1 protein-coding gene is annotated in these 251 nt (G+C 63.7%); it reads right to left on the minus strand.

Going from position 1 to position 251, the window contains the following annotated elements; genetic code table 11:
• Positions 1-24 precede the first annotated feature (24 nt).
• Positions 25-251, minus strand: a 227-nt coding sequence (locus RMT89_RS44470; RefSeq protein WP_315889441.1) for a hypothetical protein, incomplete at its 5' end; no start/stop codon positions are given.

The following is a 251-nucleotide window of genomic DNA, read 5'->3' on the forward strand; positions in this document are numbered from 1 at the left end:
GCTCCGGCAAGAGGTAGCAGCCGTCTAGGACGACTTGCGGCGTTCGCGCCCGCCACGTGGCGCCGCCGGAGAAGAACCCAATGTGCTGCCGCCACGAACCATGGAGGAATTCGAAGCGGGCGGTAAGTTTCCCAACGCTAGCGCCTCTTTCTCCGCGGTGCTGATCGGCGCGAAGTTCTTTGGGTCCGCGGCGAAACGCATCAGCTCGTGATGTATCTCGGGGAACGCTTCGAGCAATTCCGCGGCGCGAG

Origin of the sequence: Streptomyces sp. P17, from assembly GCF_032436805.1 — a bacterium.
GTDB lineage: Bacteria > Actinomycetota > Actinomycetes > Streptomycetales > Streptomycetaceae > Streptomyces.